Origin of the sequence: Terriglobus sp. ADX1 (genome assembly GCF_036877645.1) — a bacterium.
Taxonomy (GTDB): Bacteria; Acidobacteriota; Terriglobia; order Terriglobales; family Acidobacteriaceae; genus Terriglobus.
In genome coordinates this window covers 1-22,426 of sequence record NZ_JAEDXV010000044.1, presented here as the reverse complement: position 1 = coordinate 22,426, position 22,426 = coordinate 1, and the positions used below count along the sequence as shown (strand labels likewise).

Here is a 22,426-nt window from a genome sequence, read left to right as displayed (position 1 = left end):
GCGTCGACCTTGTCGGTGGAGATTTCGAAGATGGGCTCGTCACGCTTGACGGTGTCGCCAACCTTCTTGAGCCACTTGGTGATGGTGCCTTCTGTGATGGACTCGCCCATCTGCGGCATCAGAACATCTGTGCTTGCGCCGGTGGTTGCTACAGGAGCAGCAGCCGCTGCTGCTTTGGGTGCTTCGGCGGCCGGAGCCGGTGTGGCGGCAGGTGCCGGAGCGGCGGCGGAGCCCTCCGCGTCCAAAATAGCCACGATGGTGTTGATGGCGACAGTATCGCCTTCCTTCACCTTGATTTCCTTCAGCACGCCTGCTGCAGGCGAGGGGATTTCCGCGTCAACCTTGTCGGTTGAAATCTCAAAGAGGGGTTCGTCTCGCGCGACCGTGTCGCCCGGTTGTTTCAGCCACTTGGTAAGGGTGCCTTCGGTGATGGATTCGCCCATCTGGGGCATGACGACTTCGGTTGCCATGAGATTCCTTCGTAAAAGTGATCGTGATGGCCACTTACGGGCCTTTATTCCAGACCAGAAGATTATAGAGCGGCAGCTATAGCTCGCGCATGTCTGAACGGTTATCGCACGTTTGGTTCGAGTATCGGTTGTTGGAGTAGCGACTCAAGCGATTCCACTGCGAGCATCTGCCGTTCGAAAACGGTGCCAAAGTTGCGGGAAACCATGTTGCGCGCGCTCTCCATCGTGGGTGAGAGCAAGGCTGGATCGTCTACTTCGCTTTCGAGTGAGGTCGGCATGCGGTCAGTGATACCGCAGGGGACAATCCATTGGAAGTCGCGAAGGTCGGTGGTGACATTGAGCGCGAAGCCGTGCGAGGTGACCCCCTGAGAGACGTGAACACCGATGGCTGCGAGTTTGCCTTCGAGTACAGAGCCTCCGCCGATGGTCCATACGCCGGTGCGGCCCTTGATGCGCTGGGCCTGCACACCGAAGTTGCGACAGGTACGGATGAGCACTTCTTCGAGCAAACGAACGAAATCGACTGGGCCCAGGTGTGGGCCTTTCTTGCCAGGCAAGTCACCGCGAAGATCGACGATGGGATAACCGACGAGCTGACCGGGGCCGTGATACGTCACGTCGCCGCCGCGGTTGATTTCGTGGATTTCTACGCCTTTGTTCTTCAGAACTTCGTCGGACGCCAGAATGTTTTCGCGATGGGCGTTACGGCCGAGGGTAAGAACCGGTGGGTGCTCCAGAAGAACGAGAGTGTCCGCGATGCTGCCTGCTTTGCGCGCCGCGACCAGATCCTGTTGTACGCGCAGGCCCTCTTCGTAGCTGGTGCGACCGAGATTGAGGAGATTCACGATCATGGAAAACTCAAGTGCATGAAGAAGGACGCCGCGTGTGGCGGCGTCCTTTTGATTGTGGATGGATTACGCGTTCAACGACATGCCGTAGACCGCCGAGTAGCCATCAAGCAGGCTTTCGCTCAGCGTGGGATGCGCGTGGACGGTGTACATCAACTCTTCCACCGTCATCTCAGCATCCATTGCAACAACTGCTTCTGCGATCAGCTCTGTCGCGAAGGGGCCGATGATGTGTACGCCAAGAATCTCGCCGTACTTGGCATCTGCAACGACCTTCACGAAGCCGTCGTGTGCATTGAGGATCGTGGCCTTGGAGTTTCCGGCGAGCGGGAACTTGCCCACCTTCACTTCGTGTCCTGCGGCCTTTGCAGCGGCTTCGGTCAGGCCCACGCTACCAATCTGCGGTTCGCAGTAGGTGCAGCCGGGGATGCGCAGGCGATTGATGGGGCGTGCATATTTGCCAGCGATGTGTGCCGCAGCAACCGCACCGGACATGGAACCGGAGTGAGCCAGCAACGGCAGACCCGAGACGATGTCGCCGATGGCGTAGATACCGGGCTCGGCGGTTTGCTGATACTGGTCGACCTTGATAGCGGTGCGATCCACTTCAATCTTTGTGGACTCAAGATTAAGGCCAGCGGTGCGCGGTGCGCGGCCGATAGCGACGAGAACCTTATCGGCTTCCTTGATGTTGTCCTTGCCATCGCTGGTGGTGAAGTGGACCTTCACGCCGGTCTTGGTCTCTTCAATCTTGTTGACCTTCGCGGATACGTGGCTATCGATGCCGCGCTTCTTGTACTGGCGCAGGAACTCCTTGGAGATGTCTGCGTCTTCCACCGGAACCAGGCGATCTGCCATCTCAATGATCGTCACTTCGGAATTGAAACTCTTGAAGACGGACGCAAACTCAACGCCCACGGCGCCAGAGCCGATGACGACGAGCGACTTCGGCAGCTTGTCCAGCGAGAGGATTTCGATGTTGGTCAGAATCTTGTCGTTGGCGGTATAGCCGGGAATCATGCGGGCGTCGCTGCCAGTGGCCAGAACGATCTTCTTCGCCTGTACCTGCTGCTTCTTGCCTTCAAACTCCACATCCACGGTGTGCACGCCGTTCTTCGCCGGGCCGGTCAGTTTGCCGGTGCCGCGGACGAGCGTGACTTTGTTCTTTTTGACCAGGTACTGCAGGCCTGCAGTGTGCTTGTTGATGATGTCCTGCTTGCGCTTGAGCACCTGCGGCCAGTTCACTGTGCCGTTGCCAATGCCATCGATGCCGTACATAGTGGCTTCGTTGGCATGGTCGAAGATTTCTGCAGAATGCAGCATTGCCTTGGTGGGAACACAGCCTACATGGAGGCAGGTGCCCCCAAGCTTGTCACTCAATTCAATCAGGGCAACCTTAAGTCCGTACTGCGCCGCGCGAAATGCGCACGAATAACCTGCAGGGCCGCCGCCAATTACGGCCACATCAAAGATGGTCTCTGCCACGAATCTTTCTCCAGATCGCAGACCGGATGTCATGGAGTTTTCCCGACTGGCCCGGCCGCCGCATGGACCTTGGTCCACGCCCTGATATTAGAGTACGCCTTCCGCCTTCACGATCTAACTGACACCGTAAAGCGTCCAGGTCCGTTCGCGGATTGGGGCATTGGTACGAACTAAAACAAATTTCCAGCTAAAATCCGGACGCTTGTGGCGTCATAAAACGACATAATGCGTCTAGTGGCGTCAAAATGAAAGAGGGCGGGCCTAAGACCCAGCCCGGCGGAGAAGAAGCTTGCAGACGAAGATTCGACACACTGAAGTAATGAAGAAGCAGTCGAAACAGGCTAAGCTCCGTACGCTTCGAGTATTGCTTCTGTTGGGTTGTGTGCCTTCTGGACTGACGGTGTTGCAAGTACACGCGCAGACGCAGATAGCCGAAGCTGTCGCGAAGGGACTGCCTGATGCGCCCGCCCCACAGAACACCTCGCACGTCGATCAAAGCCACCGGTCTCCCGTGCCGCTGCCTTCGGGCAATGCGACCCTGGCCGGAACGGTCACGGATAGCGATTTGGCCGGTATTCCAGGGGCGACGGTCGAACTACTGGGAGAAGCCGGGGAGCTTTACAAGAGTGGTTCGACGGATGAGGGGGGCGTCTTTCAATTTCACGGCATACCGGGTGGAAACTATCGACTGCGCGTCGAGCGAAAGGGCTTTTCCCAAGTCACTACCGAGCGGGTCACCGTGATGGAGGGGGAGGCTCTGGAGGCGCCACCAATCCGGCTGACGGTAGGATCCGATGCGACAGAGATAACAGTGCGACCGACAGAAGAGATCGCTGAAGAGCAGATTCGCGTGCAGGAAAAACAACGTGTCTTTGGTGTTTTCCCTAACTTTTACGTGAGTTACATCTGGGATGCGGCGCCCATGAATGCAAAGCAGAAGTACAAGCTGGCGTTGCATAAGATGTTCGATCCCATGACCTTTGTCGAAGTCAGTGCTGCCGCCGGGATTCAGCAGGCTGCTGACGTCCATTCCGACTTTGGTGGAAGTGCGGAGGGATACGCCAAACGTTGGGGAGCACAGTTTGCAAACGGGCGCACCGGCGAGTTGTTAGGCCGCGCAGTCTTCGCCTCCGTCTTCCGCCAGGATCCGCGGTATTTCTATCAGGGGTCCGGATCGACACGGTCACGTGTTTTTCATGCGATTGGCTCTGCGTTCGTGGCGCGAAGCGACAAAGGCACGACCATGCCGAACTATGCCTACCTGCTGGGCAATCTAAGTTCCGGTGCTCTATCGAACCTCTACTATCCTGCGAACGATCGAGGGGCGGGGCTGGTCTTCCAGAATGCGGCTATCGGCATTGGTGGACGTGCCATGCAGAACCTGATTCGAGAATTCGTCACCAAGCAACTGACAACGAACGTGCCGGGCAACGGCAAACCCGCTTCAGGAACGCCGTAATCTGAATCACGGCGGCTTTATTTTGTTTTCTTGTGGCTCTGTGTCTTCTTCGCTGTTGAACGTGATGCCGTAGTCCTTTTCTTTGAAGGCGTGGCTTTTGTCCTGCGTCCACGAGCACCCGGAGCCAGCCGCACCGACTCAGCCACGTAGATCTTGCGTCCCACGGGCAGCGTACTGGAGCCCAAGTGGTTCCACTGGCGGAGGTTCTCCGTGGTCACGTTGAAACGGTCAGCCACGGTCACCAGTGTGTCTCCGCGGCGCGTGGTGTACTGCAGCGGATGCAGGTTGGAGGAGGATGCGGAGACCACCGGAATTACCAGGTCGTCGCCCTCTTCTACTGCAGAGTTCGCGGGAAGATCGTTGGCGGCCAGAATGTCTGCTGCGCTCACCTTGTAAAGCTGCGCCACCTGATCCAGTGATTCGCCTGCGACGACTTCGTGGAAGCGCCATGAGGAGCGCTTCTCCACCGGAATGGCGGCGATGCGTTCGTTGAACTTGTCCTTCGTTCCTTTCGGAATGTGCAGGTCAAACGGAGTGCCGTCGGGCGTGCTCAATCGCAGGAGTGCGGGGTTCAGGCCGACCAGATCTGTCATGCTCGCGCCGGTGATATCAGCGGCCAGATGAAGATCCATCGCGTAGTCCACGGTGACAGTGTCGTAGAGAACAGGGGCAGCCGGATGCAGATCGGTCAGGCCATACTTTTCCGGGTTTTTCGCCATCAGGATGGCAGCCAGAATCTGCGGGACGTAGTTCTTCGTCTCGCGCGGCATCGCGTTGCGGCGATACAGCTCCCAATAATCGGCGTATCCGGTGCGCTGTACAGCGCGCTGCATGTTGCCTGGACCCCAGTCGTACCCGCCCATCGCCAGGTACCAGTCGCCAAACTGGTCGTAGAGTCCCTTCATGTACTTGGCGTATGCGCGGGTGCTCTTTTCCGGGTCGAAACGCTCGTCAAAGTATCCGTTGCGCTCCAGACCGTAGGCTCCCTTGAAGGGCATGAACTGCCACATGCCGCCCGCGCCGCTGGAGGCATTGAGAGCCTGCGGCTGGAAGCCGGATTCGGCTACGGCCAGATAGATCATGTCCTGCGGTACGCCTTCCTCGCGCAGCACGCCCTGCATCATGTCCTTGTACTTACCCAGGCGCTCCAGCGAAGCGCGCATGTGAGCTGTGAAGGAGCGGGAGTTGGCGAAGGCGTTGATGTAGCCCGCGACCTCCGGGTTAATGACCAGCGGCAAGTCCGAAGTGGTGTTCAATGTGCTCTTCAGGCTGGCTGTTTGTTCCGGTGTGGCGTCTGAGAAGGTCAGGTCGTTAACGGCTTCCAGGGGTGTCTCTTCCTGCTTGGGAGAGAAGCCGTTGCCCTGTTTCAGCGCGTCCATCTCCAACGCGTTGACTGCATCCACTGTGCGCTCGAACTCATCGCTCAGGGTGGGATCAGCCTTGATATCAAGACCGCTGGTCAACATCAGGTCGACGGCGTGGTCAAAATCATTGCGTGCTGCGTCCAGATTGCCTGTGCGGTAGTTCTGCACACCGCTGCGATAGGAGCGATCCACCTGCTGGATCAGGTTGCCAATCCGTGGATTTGTCTGTTCTACCGTTTGCGCATTATTGCCGCCCACCGTCTTCGGGAGTGCCGGAGCAGTGGCGTTTACGGGAGGTTTCGCCGCCGGCTGCTGCGGACATCCCATCAGGAATACGGTGCATGCCGAAGCCGCGATGGCCGCAAGGGGTCGGATTCGGGACGAAAGCTGGATCATCGGCACTCCCGCCATTGTATCGGCGGCCACAGAATTGGCGCATCTCCGGTCCTCCAATCCGTGGGGTGACCCAAAGGTGGTAGCAGCGGTTGATTACCAGTGGTATGTGGGAGTAGGCTTTTGTGCGATTTCGCATTGTGTGCTGCGAAGTGATGCTGTTGGCTGCCTTGGTATACGACGGGCAGGTGATTTCAAAAGGTAGATAGTCCTATGGATTCTTTGCTTTTGCTCTTCTCAGGTATTGCGATTACGGTGATTCTCCCCTGTCTCATCGCGAGTTTGTTGCGCGATGTGGCCAGACGCGGTGCTCACCTCGTTTAATCGGTGCTTCGTTGCGATTCAGGCATGCGCGCGGTTTCCCATGCCTGCCAGAGCATCCAGATGGTTCCAAGGGGATGCAGTGGAAGCCAGCGCCAGTGCGTACGCTTACGTAACGCATAGATAGCCGTAGGAAGATAACTGAACAACAGAGCGCAGATAGCCCAACCTACGGCTGCCATCCCCACGCGGATCGGTGGCCCAAGGAACGGGATGATGTAATACGTTCTTTTCCACGCGAGCCAGAGTAGAACCGGCGGAAGCGCCTGTCCAGGCAGTACCAGCAGCGTCAGCAGCAGCAACTGCGTGATGGATAACTTCCTGTCGCTCCTCCATACAGACGGACTCAACAGAATTGCAGCCATCGCTATTGCACACACCGTTGCTGCAATGCACCACGCCAGTATCATCGGTCGCTCCGTTCGGCACTGTCGCTACGTTCTTACTCAGCCCGCAAAACCAGCAATGCGTCGCCCCTTGCAGCCAGATGCAGCGATCCGTTCTTGCCGTTGCCAACCCCGCAGATCCTTTGGCTCGTTGCCGTCAGTGTATGTCTGCATGCTCTTTGCATGAAGAACGGATAGATTCAGGCGTTACATCGCGTTCAGTGCCGTCGCAACAGCATCGACGTGAAATCTGCGCGCATCAGAAACCTCCGATTCAGATGTGTCCGAATCTTATGCCAACCAAACCTTACTCTGCTGGCGACGCATCCCATGAATTGCGAGAGGGATGCACATGGCCAAGCCGGAAGAGGAGTGGATTGAAGTTGCGGGCCGCAGCGTACGCATCTCCAATCCGCACAAGCCGTACTTCACGAGCGGCGTGCAGCTTTCGAAGATCGATATCGTTCGCTATTACCTGAGCATTGCAGACGGTGCGCTGAACGGCATCCGCAATCGGCCCATTGTGCTAAAGCGATTTGTAGATGGGGCGGAAAAGGAGCCTTTCTATCAGAAGCGCGCGCCATCAGATACGCCGGATTGGTTGCGTACGGTCACGCTCAGTTTCCCCTCTGGCCGTACAGCGGAAGAAGTCGTGGTGGATGACGCGGCGGGGTTGGCATGGATCGTTAATCTCGGGTGCATTGAGTTGCATCCACATGCTGTTACTGCGGACGATCTGGATCATCCCAATGAACTTCGCATCGATCTCGATCCGCAGCCCGGTGTCGCGTGGAGCGATGTGTGTTCTGTCGCCATGCAGGTGAAGTCGCTTTTGGACGAAGCAGGTTTGGTGGGATGGCCCAAGACCAGTGGCTCGCGCGGCATTCATATCAACGTGCGCATTGATCCGCGTTGGAGTTTTACGGATGTCCGTCGTGCCGCGCTTGCGCTGGCACGCGAAGTGGAACGGCGACATCCCATGGCCAGCAGCAAATGGTGGAAGGAAGAGCGCCACGGTGTATTTCTGGACTACAACCAAAATGCGAAGGATCGCACTACCTGTAGTGCATACAGTGTGCGTCCGCTGCCGGATGCTCGCGTGAGCACACCGCTCGCATGGGATGAGGTCATGCAATGTGACCCGTCAGAGTTCACCGTGCTCACGGTGCCGGAACGCTTCAGTAAGATCGGTGATCCTCAGGCAGCAATGGATCAAAACGCAGGTTCGCTGGATGCCTTGCTCGAGATGTCATTACGCGATGAGGCGAATGGCATTGGTGATGCGCCATGGCCTCCGCACTTTAAGAAGCAGTGGAATGAAGGCAAACGGGTTCAGCCATCCAAAGCGAAGAAGCCCGACACGGAAGAAGGTGAAGACGCCGATCCTGCTGCATCTGCAAAGAAGTCTCGTGCCACAGGAAGAAGAAAATCCGCTATGCCTCTGCTGGTGATTGCGCAATCGCCAGATAAAGCCGCAGCGCAGGAAGGGTTGGATCGTTGGAAACAAAAATATCCTGAGGCCGCAGAGCAGCTCGCCGAGGATGACATTCTGGTGGACCGCATGCGTGGTTCTGCGTACGTCTGGTATCGCATTCGGGTGAATCTGCGTCATGTGCCAGAGGAGATGCGGCCACTGCAGGAACCGCCTGATCCTGATGATGATCCAACGCGTGCGTGGCGTTCAGAAAGGATGAAGGAATGAAGCCAATCGCCGTGTTATCCGTGTTGTTTCTTGTCTGTACTTCGCTCACAGGCTGTATTGTTATGGGTTATTCCACGCGTACTGGTTTCTTCTTCTGGCCGGGAAGCGCCCTCATCACTTTAGTGGTGGTAGTGGTGCTATGGATTCTCTTTCGCAATCGTTGATCACTTGCGCTCGGGAAAAATGTGCATCAACTCTGCTGCCGGCACCACTTCCAGTTGCGCGTAGGTACAGTCCTTCGGTGCCTTGTCTGGCCGCCATCTGCGGAAGTGCGCCAGGTGGCGAAAGCGATCACCCTGCATGTGTTCATATGCGACTTCAACCACCAGCTCTGGTCGTATCGGCACCCACGAAAGATCTTTGCCTCCGCTCCATCGTGATTGGCCTCCGGGCATGCGTCCACCGGCTTGCGCTGCGGCATCCGCCCAGTTTTTCCATGGATGATGGGCCAAGGCATCTTCGCGATACGGCGCGAGAAACTCTGTTAACTCCTTACGCTTTGCCGCGGTGAAGCTCGCACACACGCCGACATGCTGGAGCGCGCCCGCATCGTCAAACAGCCCCAACAAGAGAGAGCCAACGGCTACATCCTCTCCATTCTTGTGCCATCGAAAGCCTGCTACGACGCAATCGCAATCGCGTTCATGCTTCACCTTCAGCATGGTTCGTTTGTCCGGCGTGTACGGTCCTTCCAACGGTTTTGCCATCACGCCGTCAAGACCAGCTCCCTCAAATCGTGTGAACCAGTCTTTCGCCACAGATCGATCCCGGGTCGCAGGTGTCAGATGGATCGGCGGATTGGCATGGGCAAGCACCTGCTCCAGAGCTGCGCGCCTATCGCGAAACGGAACCTCGCGAAGATCGTGATCGCCATTCTGCAGCATGTCGAAAAATACGACAGACGCAGGTGTCTGCTGAGCGAGCATCTTTACCCGCGATGCCGCCGGATGAATGCGCAACGACAACAGATCGAAGTCCAGCCCGTGTTTGGTCGCGATGACAATTTCGCCATCCAGGACGCATCGCTGTGGTAACTGCTGCAACAGTGATTCGCGAAGCTCTGGGAAATAGCGATCCAGTGGCTTGCCGTCGCGGCTTTGAATCAACAAATCGTCGCCATCGCGAAAGATGAGCGCACGAAATCCATCCCACTTAGGCTCAAAACTCCAATGCTGCGTGTCCTCAGGGATGGTGTCCACACGCTTGGCCAGCATGGGAAGAATCGGCGCTTGTGCAAGCAGGCTCATGCATCAGTTGGATGCAGCTACACCCTCCAGAGCAAGCTCGGCGGCATTTGCCTGCATGGCCCGCAGGCAGTTTTCAATATGTTCTTCCATCGGAATGCCCAGCAATGTCGCGCCTTCTGTAATGTCCTCACGATTTACACCACGCGCGAAAGCCTTGTCCTTCATCTTCTTCTTCACACCTGCCACTTCCACGTCGAGAATGCTCTTCGTGGGCTTTACCAGTGCGCACGCGGTAAGAAATCCAGCCAATTCATCACAGGCAAACAGCGCGCGGTCCAGATGGCTTTCGCGTGCGGCACCGGTGTACGAAGCATGCGCCAGGATCGCATGGCGAATCTCCTCTGGCCATCCCTGCTCCGTCAACACACGATTGCCAACGAAAGGATGTTCCTCCAACGATGGATGCCGGTCGTAGTCAAAATCATGCAGCAGGGCAGCAATACTGTACTTCTCAATCAATTCAGCGGCAGCCTCACCGCTCAGACCCAGCCGTTCCGCCTCACACTTACCGTAGCTGCGTGTGCATGTTTCCACTGCCAATGCGTGCTTAATCAGGCTGGGCGAGGTAGTCCATTCATTCAGCAGTTCCCAGGCGCATTCTCGTGTATACATGCGGCTGAGTCTAACGCAACTCGTCACTCCACTGGAGGCATCAGGTAACTGGGATCCTCTTCTGCTTGCATCATCTGCAAACGTTCGAGATCGGCCGGGGTATCCACATCAAATTCGCCGCCAAGAAGCGGTACGGTCAGTACAGCGTCATCTTGTAATAGCTCGCGAGCTCCTATGTCGCCCGTTAGTTCCTGTAGCGCATGGAAGCTGAAACTTGGAAAGAGCGCAGGAATACCGCGGCGTTCGTAGTAGTGCGAAGCCACAACATGTTCGCGATGTGAAGCTTCCATTAGCCGTCGAAGATGCTCTGCGGTGACCGTTACCTGATCGCAGGTCAGCACCAGCAGGTCGTCTGCGTCCACACGTTCCGCTGCTGAGGCGCCCAGTGCAATGGAAGTGGACATACCGCGCTTCCACGCTTTGTTGATTAAGATGCGTGGCTCATAGGGATTGCCCTGCAACACTTCCCAAAGCGCTTCGTAGCCTGCGCCCAGCACAACGAAAACAGGCGAAGCGCCCGCTTCGTGCGCCATGCGGATTGCGCGATCCATCAGGCGTTGACCCTGATACTGCACCAGTTGTTTCGGCTGCCCTAACCGTTCGGATGCGCCTGCCGCCAGCACCAGCGCTGCAACTCTCCGGCTCATCGCTTCTCCGTGTGCAGTGTGTTGTTCATTATTTCCTGTTCTGAACCCGCTGGCTCCAGGTGCTCCACAAATATGCGTCTCTGCGCAAGTGCGTGCACTGCGCCATGTGTAGAACTTCGTGCAGCGCGCCGCATGGGCACAAGGTCTTCCGTCTCCAGCAAGTCGCTGGCGAAAAGTACATCTCCACGCTCGTCCATGACAAAGCGCAGCAGAGAAATACCGGCTTCGGGCAGCACCGTAACAACGGAGCGTAGCTCACCCTGCAACGTCGCTTCAACGGCTTCCATCAAAGCGACGACTTCAGGCGTGTCAGAAGGTTCTGCTAATAGATGTGCCTCAGCACCGGCAGTACGAATGATCCTCATCTGCGCATCGGTACGCGCAGCCGAATCAGCACGTTGCAGTAATTCTGCTTCGATCCATCCAGCAGAAACAGAGCCCGCACTACGGCCATCCACTACGCTGTAAAGTCGCGCTCCCGCGGTATGAGACGAGCCTCCGCGCATCTCCACGAGTGTGAAGAGAACGCCACGCGGCGTGTGTCCATACAAATGGGCAATGTCGCGGCGCTCTTTCAGACCCATACTGCAAGTGTATGATGCGTCTTCCGCTGCCTCAATCACCAGAGGTCTCAGGCCATCGTCTGTCGCAAAAGTGCGGGCCGTTCTGTGCGGATCTTCAACACAAGTTCACCAAACAGCGTGTTTGCCCACGCAAACCACGGTCGCGTGAACTTCGCAGGATCGTGCTTGTGAAATGCCTCGTGCATGAAGTTGGTGCCGGCAGTGGTGTTGCGCAACATCTTCAGGCAACTCAGGATTTCTGCGTCTTCTGTGCTCGTCAACGCACGCATCGTGATGCTCATGGGCCAGATGTAATCCATGCCTACGTGCGGTCCGCCGACGCCTTCCGCTGCCGAGCCCTTGAAAAAATACGGGTTGATGTCGCTCAGCGAAAACGCGCGTGTGTTGCCATATACCGGTTGCTTTAACGGTATGCCGGTAAGGTATGCAATGCTTAGCAGGCCCGGTGCATTGGCATCATCCATCCAGTTCACATTGCCAAAGCCGTCCACTTCATACGCATACATCTCGCCAAAGCGAGCATGTTTCAACTGCCCATAGGCCTTCGTCGCAGTTGCAACTTCATTTGCGAGAGAGGCAGCATCGTTCGCAAGCTGCGCATTGCCAATCGTCTTCGCAATCTCGGCCAGCATGTTCAATGCAGCTACCGCAAACAGGTTTGCCGGAACAAATAGCGGATAAGTGCATGCATCATCCGAAGGGCGGAAGATGGAATGCAACATTCCATTCGGCTTCGTCGGTGCACCATAGCCGCTCAGAATCACGGTGTCCGTAGGATTCTCTGCGCGCCGCTGGAAGTGATACGGCCCGCGATCATGCAGGCGTTGCTGTTCGCGGAAAGTTTTCAACACAAGCTGCATCGCCGCAACCCATTCGCTATCGAATGCAGCGGTGCTGCCGGTGGCCTTCCAGTAGCCATGCGCCAGACGGATGGGATAGCAAAGCGAATCCACTTCCCACTTGCGTTCGCCCACGCCAGGCTTATGATCTGTTGCGTCTTGCACGGCCCAGTCCAGCGGCTTATCCGTGGGATTACGACGAAACGCATTCGCATACGGATCCAACAGGATGCACATCGCATGGCGATGAATCAGGCCTTCAATCACTGTGGCCAGCTTCGCATCGCTCTTTGCAAACGGCAGATAAGGATGCATCTGCGCGGAAGAATCGCGCAGCCACAGCGCGTCAATATCGCCGGTGATTACGAATGTGTCCGGCTTGCCATCACGTGTACCCGGAAACACCGTGGTGTCCAGCGTGTTCGGCAGGCAGTTCGCAAAGATTGTACGCAACTGCGGATCGGCAATGTCGCGGCTCACAGATGTAATCGCGTCTTCCACGGTCTGCGAACGAAACAGCCGTTCACCCTCTGCAGGACGCTGTGTCAGATCGCGCTTCGTGTACTGCGCAAGAAGGTTTGTCTTTGCAAAGAAAGCTGCTCCTGAGGCTAGCGTGGCGGAGTTACGGAGAAAGCTGCGGCGATCGACATGCGAAACCATGCAGCCAGCTTACCTGCTTCCCGCAACACTTCGCATCAATGCATCACGATCAATGTCGCCATGTGCGGCGGCAGGGTGAACACCTGGCCCTCTGTTGTCCTTCGGCTGCTGGTCTCACTCACTACGGTATTTACATGCGCCTCATGCGCATCCAGTGCTGGTGCTATAAGTATCTGAATCGTGTCGAAGTAGGGTGCGGTAATGCGAACCGGTGTTGCGGCTTCCTTGTTCAGAATGGCCACGATCGTTTTGCCATCCGCACGTTTCCCGGCGTACGCAGTGATATTGATCTTGCCTGCATCCAGCGTTACCGGCAGCATAGTCACGCCTTGAAATGTGGCGGCAAACTTCATGCCGTATCCCACCGGCTCCAGCAGGAACTTGTTGTTCAGCTTGCCATCCACACCAGCCCCGGCCAGAGTGCCTTCGTTGGCAATCGGCGTATAGAACGGCTTGGGATGCGGCGCCGTGGGGTCCTTCATAAGCGCCTCACCATGAAACACACCGCCCACGCTGACTGCCTGCGCATGGCCCGATCCGCCATGCAGATTCACACCGCAGTAGCCCGCCTGCATCAGTTGGAAGAGGTACTCCGCACCCCATAGCGCTGCGGCGAACACATCACTTACGCCCGGTTTGCCGCCGCGATACACAGTGTTGCCCTCGGTCATGCGATATGTCACAGATGCGCCGACCTTTGCGGCTGCTGCCTTTGTCGCCACGGCGTATTCCGCGACCTTAGGATCTGGCTTCAGCAGATTCTCTATCGTTGCTTCCGGGTTCGACGGTGGCCCGCTCCAGTAGTAGTGATGGCTCAGTGTCACCACATTAGGCTTGTCCTCAATAGCGGCCCAGCGATCCGCGATTTGTGTCAGCCAAGTCACGTCAGCAGCCACATCCGGCATGCCGAACTTCGCCTCGGGTAGAGCCTTCTGCACGGCGCGGGCAATCTTCAGCCACTCGTCCAGATACGTGTCTACATTCCATGTCTGTGGATCGCGCAGATGTCCCTTGAACTGATCCACCTCGTTACCAAGCTGGAAGTATTGCAGGCGCGGACCAAGGCGCTTCATCACGTAGGTCGCTTCAGCTACATCTACGTCTGGTGTTCCGTAGCCAAGGTTCAGGCCGTAGATGCAGTTCCAACCTGTGGCCTTCAGGAAGCCGTCGAGGTTATCCACGGCCTTCGGTGTAATGGCAAACATGGTCGCAGCCGTTGGTTCTCCTTCTGCCTTCCATGGTGATTCTGTGCGTGTCGGCGCAGTCGCATTATCTGTTGCCTTCCACCAACTGAACTCGCTGGTGTTGCCACCAAGCCGCAGTACGCCTTTGCTGGCGAGATTGCGGAACTGCTGCACCAGGCTGATGTTCTCTGGCGAGAAGAAGGACGGGTCTTCCAACTGCATGCTTTCGTAGGAGAGGCCGATAAAGTCTGAGGGAACCTTTGCACCGGCTTCTGTGCCAACCTTCAGTGTTGCGGTTGGGATTGCATCCGGGGTTTGTGCACGCAGGAGTGTCGGCAGGGAAGCAGCAGTCGCGGAGCCAGTCAGAACAAAGTCACGCCGGGAAAACAAACGCATGCCGACAGCCTACCAAGTTGGTCACGCGATGAAGAAGGTCGTGATATCAGTTGCGCGCTGTGGCGCGCTGCTCGCAGAGACGGCCGAAGAAAAACGCAACCGGCGCCATCACCAGCAGGGCTACCATCTGCGCGTAGTGGTGTTGGCCGGGGGTATGGGTCTCGGCGAACAGGGCAGCCAACGCCATGAATCCCGCTGCGCCCTCTGCCGATCCTCGTTGGGTTTCCGGTGAGAGCCGCGCTGCGACCCATCCGCCCAGTAATCCGAAGACCGCAGCAACAACGCATGTCAGTGCGATGAAGCTGACTGGCGCACCATCCCACGGCGTGTCGTGATGGGTGATCTGGAAGAACCACGCAAGGTAAAGCGCAAGTGCCAGAAAGGCACCTGCAAAAGCAGCGAAGGTGGCGCGGAACAAGCGCATGGTAGTCGGTTAGATTATCGCAGCCTTGGGAACGATGCCGCGATAACTATCCTTATCCCGCAAAAGAAAATGGCCCCGGAGGTCCCGGGGCCATTTCCTGTTTGTTCTTGCAGTTACTTCTTCTTGCCCTTATTGGCCTTGAAGTCCGATACCTGCTTCTGGTCGAAGGCGGAGACGATGCCCTGTACGTCGGCGGCATGGGCGCCGTTCGGAGCCAGTTCCAGATACTTCAGGTAGGCTTCCAGGCAGCCGTCCGGGGCCTGCATCTTCTGCGTCTTGGGATCCAGCGTTGCCTTGTCGATCAGGCTCTGGCCCTTGATGTAGTAGGACTCAGCCTTGGTCGGGTCAGCGGCGATTGCCTTGTCCGCTGCCTGAGCGGCCTGATCGTGGTTGCCGCTGTTGTAGAGGACGGCGGCTTCGTTGTAGTAGTACACGCCAGCCTTCGCGGGTTCAGCGGCAGCAGCCTTGTCATACGCAGCAAGCGCATCGTTCGGCTTCTTGGCGCCCACCAAAGCCTGGCCCAGGTTGTTGTAGGCGCTACCGGAGATGGATGGGTTCGGCTTCTTGGAGGCGGCGTTCGTGTCGGCTGCCTTCTGCAGGCTGGTCGCTGCATCATCGAACTTCTTGGCACCAAGCTGAGCATTGCCCAGCTCCAGCCACAGGATGGCTTCGTCCGGCTTCTGCTGTGTGGCTTGGGTCATCTTGGCGATGGCGTCGTCATACTTGCCCGCCTTCTCGTCCTCGCGCGCACCGGTCAGCAAGCCGTTCAGGTTGGCCACGGTCTTGTTAGCGGCCACGGTCGCGGCGTTGGCCTTCTTGAACTCCTCAAGCTGCTTCTTCTGCTCCGGCGTCATGGCCTTCAGGAACTCTTCGCGGGTCATGTCGTCGTTCTGGGCGGTGTCCTCGCCGGGCTTGACCTCTACATCATTGATGTAGTCGACCGTTGCGCCCTTCACGATGTAGAACATGACGTACTTGCCGGGCTTGATGCCAGTGCCCTTGAAGTCGCCATTTGCGTCGACCGGAAAGCTGTACTCGTACTTACGGGTCTTGTCGTCGGAGGTGCTGCGGTCGGTGGTCAGCTTGACGTCGCCGACGCCCTGCGCCATACCTGCGGCGTTCTGCACGTGACCGTGGATGCTGCCGGGCTGATCCTGCGGTTGCTGAGCGAATGCCAGGCTTGCCGGCGAAAGAACCGCCACCATCGCGGCTACGGAAAGAATGCGAGACTTCATGGTCGTCCTGCTCCTTGCTTGTCACCGGCTGTTGAGGCCGGTATCTCTGAATGCAAACGTAAAATGGGTTGCCGAAGTTGCGAATCACTGCCCTAACGCTTGGATGCGTAGGGAATCGGGTCTGTGCTGCCAGCCTCCTGAAATGCCCGCAGCCGTAGAACGCAGCTCTCGCACACTCCGCAGGCGAACTCCTCGCCCGAGTAGCACGACCAACTTACATGTAACGGAGCACCCAATTCAACACCCAGACGCACGATCTCGCGCTTGCGGAGGTGGATGAGTGGCGTTTCCACCCGAATATCGCCCACTGCTGTGCCTTGGTGTATTAATTCGTTGAAGGCGTCATAATACGCCGGGCGGCAGTCGGGGTATCCGGAGCTGTCCTGTTCCACTGCTCCGATGAAGATGGTCTTGGCTCCGATGACCTCTGCCCAGCTCACTGCGGCGGAGAGGAAGTGGGCGTTGCGGAACGGGACGTAGGTGACGGGGACGGCATCGCCGATCTTCCCCTCGTCCTCTGGAGCGTCCGGGACGGCGATGGAAGTGTCTGTCAGCGCTGATCCGCCAATCTGGCGGAAGAGGTCCATCCGTAACTGAAGAAACCGTTTGAATCCAAGTGCTTCCGCTACGCCGCTGGCGCTTTTCAGTTCACGCGTTTCGGTGCGCTGTCCGTAGGAGAAGTGGAGGGCGTAGGCGTCGTAGTCGCGTGCCGCCAGTGCTGCGCATACGGTGGAATCCATACCGCCGCTCAGGCAGACCACTGCTTTCTGGCGCGTTTCGTTGCTCATGGCTCAATTCTAAGTTGCGCGTGTGAATGGCTGGCCGGGAGGGGGTACCCCTCCCCCTTGTTTTTCTAAAATCGTCTTTCTATTGGAGTTACGCTTTTGGTGGCTGTAAAATCGTCTTTTTATTGGGGTTAGGGGCAAAATCGTCTTTCTAAAGCCTTTAGCTGTTGGCTTTTCGCTTCTAGCTATTTCCCTTGTTTCTATTTTAGTTGTTCGACGGAAATACCATGCCAACTCTATTTCTTTTGCTTTGTTAGGCTTGGGTGGGTTAGGTGCTTGACAGCTTTTAGAGTTCGTCGCCGTTGTCTGCGAGAGAGGCTCCCTTAGCGGTTTCGCCCACGGCTACGCCGTCTTCCACGAAAAGGGGGACGTTGTTCAGAAGTTCGCGGGCCGTTTCGGCGTCTTCCGCGCGTACCTGAAGACGTGCTCCGCTGACGGGAAGCAGGATGTTCGCTTCTTCACCGCTGAGGAAGGAGTCGATTCCGGCTCCGTCGAGCACGCTCTGCGCTACGGATGCTTCGCCTACTTCGGAGTAGCTTGCAACGGTTACGAAGTCTTCGTTCTGCTGTGCCATCTTCAACCTCTTTTCTATAAGCGATATGACGCTGTTCGGGCTGTTCATGGGTGCTTTGTTTGTTTTTGGATTTGCCTGGAGGTGTGAGGCATTCCCTCAGCGGCTAAAGCCGTTCGTTGGCTGAGTCGTTGACGGCAGGGCTGAAGCCCTGCCCTTCCGAAAGAGGACGACCTTTGGTCGTATGAGCTTCGCTTCCGCGAAGCTGGTTCTGGCTCTCGCGCAACGTTGTAGTGGGTTGCGAGGAATGCAGGTCCTTCGGCTTCGCTCAGGATGACGGTCTTCGACCGTATGAGCTTCGCTTTCGCGAAGCTGGTGGCCTCTCGCCGTGGAAGCTGCGCGGACTAGCTTCGCGAACCTGGGGCATCCACCTTTTGATGCTTCAGCAAATCACTCTTTTCACTCTTTGCTTAATGCTTCAGCAGGGTGGCTTTCCAGAAGGCGGCTCTTGCGGCGTCGAGTTGCGATTGAGTTTTTGGTGTGGTGTCGATGACGTAGAAGGGGCCGCCGCCGTGTTGTGCGGGGACCCATGTGGATGAGGGTTTGCCTGTGGCGGCGAACTTCAGCCACTCGCCGGCTGCGATTTTGCTTACGGCGTAGTCGGCGTCTTCGTAGTCGCGGTCCTTTACCTGATCGAGCGTTTCGAAGAAGTATGGGACCTCTGCGGTGTGGTGTGCGCCGAACTCAGGATGCGCTTTCCAGGGTGGTGTGCGTGCAAACCAGTAGAGGTAGACGGAGGATTGGCGTCGGCGCTGGTAGGCGTCGGCGTAGAGGGTTGCGATGGCGATGTTGCGATCGCGGCCTGCCTGTATCTGGCTCTTGGCTGTCTGTGCGTCATCGTCGGCGGGATAGAGCTTGAGGAAGTGTTCGGCGTTGTCGCCGTACTTCTTTGTCGCGTCGGCGCGGAAGGCTTCTGCGGAGAGCTTCTGCGTGGGGAAGCCTTCGTCCTTTACCCAACCGAGCATGACGGGAACGTCGCTGCCTACGGGATGCATGAGATCGTCGCCGGGCTGTTCGGTAAGCCAGTAGCCGTCGACGACGGGACGTTTCGGTGGAGCATCGGGTGCGTTGAGCAATGTCTCTGCGGGAACAGCGCGCAGAGCATCCAGCGTGCCGCCGTATGTGGCGGTGAAGGCGTCGCCAAGCTTGGCTGTGTCTTCCAGTGAAGCTACGGTGGTGGCGGGCCACAGGAGCGGATCACTGTTCAGGATGGCGCGTTGAAAGAGACCTTTCGCCTTAGGTGATGCGAGCAGTTCTGCGACGGCTTCTGCGCCTGCGCTTTGGCCTGCGACGGTGACGCGTTGCGGGTCGCCACCGAAGGCTGCGATGTTCTTCTTTACCCAATCGAGTGCGGCGATCTGGTCGCCCAAGGCGTAGTTGCCTGCGCTGTCGTGGCCGCTGTCTGCACGCAGGGCTGAGCTGGCGAAGTAACCAAAGATGCCGAGGCGGAAGTTGACGGTGACGACGACGAGGCCGCTCTTTGAGAGCTGCGTGCCGTCGTAGCTGGCGATGCCGCCGCTGCCTTCCACAAATCCGCCGCCGTGCAGATACACCAGCACAGGGCGATGGCCGCTGAGTGAACCGGCGGTCCACACGTTGAGCGTGAGGCAGTCTTCGCTGATGTCGTTCTGCACCATGAAGGCTTCGGTCCAGGGCAGGTGGCTGCGCGAGAGTTTCTGCATGCAGGCCGGGCCGATCTTGTCAGCAGCCAGCGGCTTCTCACTGCGCGTAACAGGCTGAGGGGCTTTCCAACGTAAGGGGCCGAGCGGTGGCGCGGCATAAGGCACGCCGAGGAAACTGCGCACGTTGCCTTCGGATTTGCCGATGAGGTCTCCGCTTTCTGTAGAGACGGATTTCTGCGCGACGATGCAGGGACTGAGTGAGAGGGCAAGGGTTGCGACCGCAATCTTCCGAGTGGAACTGCATATGAGCCAGCGCATAGGCGCGATGATAGAACGCCCCGGAAGGCTGCGCCAACCGCATGTTGCTGAATTTGGGGAATCTTCACGGGATTTCACGGCATCGCATTCCGTATGCGAGTGATTGTGTTTGGCGGCAGCGGCATGGTGGGGCAGGGTGTGTTGCGCGAATGCCTTCTGGATACGGGTGTTTCTGAAGTGCTGTCAGTGAGTCGGCGCGCGCTGGATGCATCGGTGGATAGCGCTGTGGATCGCAAGAGTCCGAAGCTGCGCGAGCTGGTTTGTCCGAAGGAGTTTGCGGCGCTTGACTTCGCTTCACTGGCCGCCGCGCTCACGGGCTATGACGCTTGCTTCTTTCCGCTGGGCGTTTCGTCGGTGGGTATGAAGGAAGCGGAGTACACGCGCATTACTCGCGACCTGACGCTGGCTGTGGCGCGTGTGTTAGTGGAGCGCAATTCTTCGATGGTGTTTGTGTATGTGTCTGGCGAAGGCACGGATGCGAATAGCAAGACGATGTGGTCGCGTGTGAAGGGCGGCGTGGAGAATGCGCTGATGGCGATGCCGTTTCGTGCGGCGTATGCGTTTCGTCCGGGGTTGATCCTGGCGAAGCATGGCATTCGATCGAAGGTGGCGGTGTACAACTTCTTTTATCGCGCGCTGTTTCCGCTGGTGTGGCTGTTAGGTAAGTTTCCTAAGTTGGCGACGGATACGGAGACGGTGGGACGCGCGATGTTGCGTGTGGCAAGAGAAACGCCGCAGCAACGTGTTTGGAATACTGCGGGGATTAACTCGCTTGGTCGCACGGCGTAGGGAGCGCCTTTGGCGCTTATCGCGGTGGCTGTTAGGTGGTGTTGCTTTTCCTGCGGCGTTGTAGAGCGGGACAGGAATGCAGGTCCTTCAGCTCCGCTTCGCTTCGTTCAGGATGACGGTCTTCGACCGTAGGAGCTTCGCTTTGCGAAGCTGGGTCCCCCGTTCACGGGACGGAAGGTTTCTTCACGGGGCCAGGCAGGCCTTCCGGGGTTGATTGCGGCATGCGGTCGCGAAGGGTTGACCAGTTGGTGACGAGGTTGCGCACTACGACATCGCCTACGCGGTAGGCGGAGTCGAGCGAGGGCAGGAAGGCCGAGTACTTGGTGATCTTGGTTTCTGCCAGTGATTCTGCGGCGGTGATGCCTTCGCGCTGCTGATCGTAGTTGCTGGCGGTGCGGAGGACGAGGACGCGCTTTGCGTCGACTTTGCCTGCGCGATCGAGCCATGTGAGCGATTGCAGCGTGCCGGTGTCTTCCATGCCGCAGATGGCGTAGGTGCCGCGGCCGTCGGTCTGGTAGCTGACCCAGTCGCGCGCCCATTGGTTCAGTAACTTACCGTGCCAGAAGGTGCTGGCGCTGAGGTTCTCGCCACGGAGGACGAAGGGCGGCTTCTTTGCGTTGGGTTCTGCGAAGCTTTGGCGGCGTTCGCGGATATCTGCGTTGTCAGGCAGTTTTACGTTGCGGGTGAGGTTATAAGCCCAGTCGACGAGGCCGGTGTTCAGGTGGAAGACGATGCCGTTCTCGTCGGTGCGCGGCTTTTCATATGGTGTGGACTTGCGCAGAGGGACGTAGCCGGTGGGCCAGTCTTTTGGGACTTCGCGGACGTCGATTTCGTGGGCGATGTCGCCGTCGACGATCCAGTCAGACCATACGGCGGATGCGAGCGAACCCTGTTTGGGATCAATGCCGCCGATGCCTGCGATGACCCAGTAGGCATGCGTAAGATCGAAGCGAGGATCGGTGCCGAGCGCCATGATGGTGGCGGAGGCGCGTGCGGTGCCGACGCCGGTGACGATGCCGAGTACGCCGTCGTCGTTCATGAGCGCGTCGTGGTATGCGGCGGGCATGGCGTAGCGATGGGTGAGGTGTTCGCCTTCGACCCAGTGCTGAAATTCGCCGGGAGTGTCGCCGGTGTCGTTGCCGACCTCAAACATGGTTACGACGACGACTTTTACTGGAATCTTTGCCTGTGCGGCTGCAACGCCGCTGAGGAGCGATGCCGCGAGAAGTGCATGAATTACGCGCATATTTGATGGTAGCGCGAATGCTATGCACGGCTGCGATAGAGGCCCTCCAGCAGGCGTTTCGTCACGCTGTAGCAATCGCATGCGGTGGACGCGAGCGCGTCGCGATTGGCGATTTGCACCATGCCGCGGCGATATCGCAGAAGGCCGTTGCGCTGCATCTCTCCCGCGACGAGTGCCACGGTGGTGCGGCGTGTGCCCAGCAGTTGCGAGAGCGATTCCTGCGTGAGGGTGAGGGTGTCGCTGCCAGTGCAGTCGGCGGCTGTGAGGAGCCAGCGGGCAAGGCGCTCAGTGCTCTGGTGCAGTTTGTTGCAGGCGGCAAGCTGCGAGGTGAGGAGCGTTTCGGTCTGCACGTACTCGAGGATGCGTGTGCGGAACTCTTCGGACTCGGTGAAGAGTTTGCGGGCATCGGCCATGGTGACGCGCAGTGCGTGCCCCTGAATCTGCATGAAACATTGCGCTACAGCCGTTTGCGGGCCGAGCAGGTTTACAGCGCCGATGACGCCGTCGGGGCCTGCTACGCCGACTTCTGCCGTGCTGCCGTCGGCCACGGAGACGACCATGGTGGCGACTCCGGAGGTAAGGAAATAGACACCGGATGGGGCTTCTCCCGGAGTGAAGAGAATGCTGCCCCTGGGAAGTTCCACGGAGCGCGCCATGGAGGAAAGTGTTCGGTGCAACTCAGGCGAAAAAGTGTCCAGCAGGCGATTGGAGCGCGGGGGCATCGTGCAGCTTCCTTACTGTCCTGCAATCGCGAGCGTTTGCCCCCGGGAAAAGGGCATGAAAACGCACACGTCACAGTGACGGGTCTGCACGCGAATGTACGCGTGAGGCGGTCGTCG

General features: G+C 58.0%; 22 protein-coding genes. 4 read left to right on the top strand and 18 right to left on the bottom strand.

What is annotated here, in order from left to right; all coding sequences use genetic code 11:
• The 3 genes from JAO32_RS18785 to lpdA all read right to left on the bottom strand — a co-directional run.
• Nucleotides 1-470: biotin/lipoyl-containing protein (locus JAO32_RS18785; RefSeq protein ID WP_334243260.1), on the bottom strand; the 470-nt coding region annotated here is incomplete at its 3' end.
• A 101-nt stretch (nt 471-571) separates the two neighbouring features.
• Nucleotides 572-1,321: a lipoyl(octanoyl) transferase LipB gene (gene lipB / locus JAO32_RS18780; protein ID WP_334243258.1), complete on the bottom strand. Its 750-nt coding sequence runs from the start codon at nt 1,319-1,321 to the stop codon at nt 572-574.
• A gap of 63 nt (nt 1,322-1,384) precedes the next feature.
• Complete coding sequence (gene lpdA / locus JAO32_RS18775; RefSeq protein ID WP_334243256.1) at nt 1,385-2,803, bottom strand: dihydrolipoyl dehydrogenase; 1,419 nt, start codon at nt 2,801-2,803, stop codon at nt 1,385-1,387.
• A 289-nt stretch (nt 2,804-3,092) separates the two neighbouring features.
• On the opposite strand from lpdA, the gene JAO32_RS18770 reads away from it, so the two are divergent.
• A complete protein-coding gene (locus JAO32_RS18770) occupies nt 3,093-4,262 on the top strand; it encodes a carboxypeptidase-like regulatory domain-containing protein (protein ID WP_334243254.1) in 1,170 nt (389 codons plus the stop codon).
• A 17-nt stretch (nt 4,263-4,279) separates the two neighbouring features.
• Here JAO32_RS18770 and JAO32_RS18765 read toward each other — a convergent pair whose 3' ends face one another.
• Together JAO32_RS18765 and JAO32_RS18760 are read right to left on the bottom strand one after the other, a co-directional pair.
• Nucleotides 4,280-6,052, bottom strand: coding sequence for a lytic transglycosylase domain-containing protein (locus JAO32_RS18765; protein ID WP_334243252.1), 1,773 nt, complete (start codon nt 6,050-6,052; stop codon nt 4,280-4,282).
• 287 nt (nt 6,053-6,339) lie between these two features.
• Complete coding sequence (locus tag JAO32_RS18760; RefSeq protein WP_334243250.1) at nt 6,340-6,705, bottom strand: hypothetical protein; 366 nt, start codon at nt 6,703-6,705, stop codon at nt 6,340-6,342.
• A 373-nt stretch (nt 6,706-7,078) separates the two neighbouring features.
• On the opposite strand from JAO32_RS18760, the gene JAO32_RS18755 reads away from it, so the two are divergent.
• Nucleotides 7,079-8,428, top strand: coding sequence for a DNA polymerase domain-containing protein (locus tag JAO32_RS18755; RefSeq protein WP_334243248.1), 1,350 nt, complete (start codon nt 7,079-7,081; stop codon nt 8,426-8,428).
• Entirely contained in the window at nt 8,425-8,592 is a 168-nt protein-coding gene (locus JAO32_RS18750) for a hypothetical protein (RefSeq protein WP_334243246.1), read from the top strand. Before JAO32_RS18755 ends, JAO32_RS18750 begins: the two co-directional genes overlap by 4 nt.
• Here the strand turns inward: JAO32_RS18750 and JAO32_RS18745 are convergent, their stop codons facing one another.
• The 11 genes from JAO32_RS18745 to JAO32_RS18695 all read right to left on the bottom strand — a co-directional run bounded on the left by JAO32_RS18745 (nt 8,593) and on the right by JAO32_RS18695 (nt 19,552).
• A complete protein-coding gene (locus JAO32_RS18745; RefSeq protein ID WP_334243244.1) occupies nt 8,593-9,675 on the bottom strand; it encodes an ATP-dependent DNA ligase in 1,083 nt (360 codons plus the stop codon).
• Between the two features lie 3 nt (nt 9,676-9,678).
• Entirely contained in the window at nt 9,679-10,287 is a 609-nt protein-coding gene (locus JAO32_RS18740) for an HD domain-containing protein (RefSeq protein ID WP_334243242.1), read from the bottom strand.
• Between the two features lie 23 nt (nt 10,288-10,310).
• Nucleotides 10,311-10,934, bottom strand: a complete 624-nt coding sequence (locus tag JAO32_RS18735; protein ID WP_334243240.1) for a nucleotidyltransferase family protein — start codon at nt 10,932-10,934, stop codon at nt 10,311-10,313.
• Entirely contained in the window at nt 10,931-11,518 is a 588-nt protein-coding gene (locus JAO32_RS18730; protein WP_334243238.1) for an XdhC family protein, read from the bottom strand. The genes JAO32_RS18735 and JAO32_RS18730 overlap by 4 nt, the downstream gene beginning before the upstream one ends.
• A gap of 47 nt (nt 11,519-11,565) precedes the next feature.
• A complete protein-coding gene (locus JAO32_RS18725; protein WP_334243236.1) occupies nt 11,566-13,017 on the bottom strand; it encodes a glycoside hydrolase family 125 protein in 1,452 nt (483 codons plus the stop codon).
• Nucleotides 13,018-13,052: 35 nt separating this feature from the next.
• Complete coding sequence (locus JAO32_RS18720; RefSeq protein ID WP_334243234.1) at nt 13,053-14,597, bottom strand: hypothetical protein; 1,545 nt, start codon at nt 14,595-14,597, stop codon at nt 13,053-13,055.
• Between the two features lie 46 nt (nt 14,598-14,643).
• On the bottom strand, nt 14,644-15,021 hold the full coding sequence (locus JAO32_RS18715; RefSeq protein WP_334243232.1) for a hypothetical protein: 378 nt from the start codon (nt 15,019-15,021) through the stop codon (nt 14,644-14,646).
• A 113-nt stretch (nt 15,022-15,134) separates the two neighbouring features.
• Nucleotides 15,135-16,256 (bottom strand): tetratricopeptide repeat protein, encoded by a 1,122-nt coding sequence (locus tag JAO32_RS18710; protein ID WP_334243230.1) that lies wholly within the window; start codon nt 16,254-16,256, stop codon nt 15,135-15,137.
• A gap of 92 nt (nt 16,257-16,348) precedes the next feature.
• Nucleotides 16,349-17,044, bottom strand: a complete 696-nt coding sequence (queC, locus tag JAO32_RS18705) for a 7-cyano-7-deazaguanine synthase QueC (RefSeq protein WP_334243228.1) — start codon at nt 17,042-17,044, stop codon at nt 16,349-16,351.
• A gap of 283 nt (nt 17,045-17,327) precedes the next feature.
• Entirely contained in the window at nt 17,328-17,615 is a 288-nt protein-coding gene (locus tag JAO32_RS18700; protein WP_334243226.1) for a putative signal transducing protein, read from the bottom strand.
• 407 nt (nt 17,616-18,022) lie between these two features.
• Nucleotides 18,023-19,552: a carboxylesterase/lipase family protein gene (locus JAO32_RS18695; RefSeq protein ID WP_334243224.1), complete on the bottom strand. Its 1,530-nt coding sequence runs from the start codon at nt 19,550-19,552 to the stop codon at nt 18,023-18,025.
• A gap of 93 nt (nt 19,553-19,645) precedes the next feature.
• Here JAO32_RS18695 and JAO32_RS18690 point away from each other — a divergent pair, with 93 nt between their 5' ends.
• Nucleotides 19,646-20,341, top strand: coding sequence for an epimerase (locus JAO32_RS18690; protein WP_334243222.1), 696 nt, complete (start codon nt 19,646-19,648; stop codon nt 20,339-20,341).
• Between the two features lie 163 nt (nt 20,342-20,504).
• On the opposite strand, the gene JAO32_RS18685 is transcribed toward JAO32_RS18690, so the two are convergent.
• Both JAO32_RS18685 and JAO32_RS18680 read right to left on the bottom strand, forming a co-directional pair.
• A complete protein-coding gene (locus tag JAO32_RS18685; protein WP_334243220.1) occupies nt 20,505-21,587 on the bottom strand; it encodes a purine nucleoside permease in 1,083 nt (360 codons plus the stop codon).
• 20 nt (nt 21,588-21,607) lie between these two features.
• Complete coding sequence (locus JAO32_RS18680) at nt 21,608-22,309, bottom strand: Crp/Fnr family transcriptional regulator (protein WP_334243219.1); 702 nt, start codon at nt 22,307-22,309, stop codon at nt 21,608-21,610.
• Nucleotides 22,310-22,426: the final 117 nt, after the last annotated feature.